We start from the raw sequence: 435 nt of genomic DNA, 5'->3' as shown, positions 1-435 counted from the left end.
GAGGAAGCCCAGGCCATTCCGTTCCTCAAGCGCTTCACGGTCTTCAACACGGATCAGTGTGACGACTTGCCTGCGGAAATCGCAACGACAGCGCCGCCTGCGCCACCAGGCCTGATCGAGCCAAAGGTCGAATACCTGATCAAGGCGACCGGGATCGACTTCCGCATTGGCGGTAATCGCGCCTTCTATGTACCGGCAGAAGACTATGTGCAGGTGCCGCCACCGCAAGCCTATTTCGAGCCGATCAATTGGCATCGGACGACCCTGCATGAACTGGCGCATGCCAGCGGCCATGAATCACGTCTCAACCGCGACTTGTCGGGCAGCTACGGCTGCAAGAAGTACGCCTTTGAGGAGTTGATCGCGGAGATATCGTCTGCGTTCAGTTGCGCCTCGCTCGGTATAGTGCCGACGGTGCGGCACGCCGACTATATC

General features: G+C 59.1%; 1 protein-coding gene. It reads left to right on the top strand.

Going from position 1 to position 435, the window contains the following annotated elements; all coding sequences use genetic code 11:
* Positions 1-435: ArdC family protein (locus CVM73_RS38855; RefSeq protein WP_245452564.1), on the top strand; the 435-nt coding region annotated here is incomplete at both ends.

The sequence above is a fragment of the Bradyrhizobium forestalis genome, assembly GCF_002795245.1.
GTDB lineage: Bacteria > Pseudomonadota > Alphaproteobacteria > Rhizobiales > Xanthobacteraceae > Bradyrhizobium > Bradyrhizobium forestalis.
Note: the sequence above shows the minus strand (reverse complement) of the source record. Positions and strands in the feature narration are given on the sequence as shown.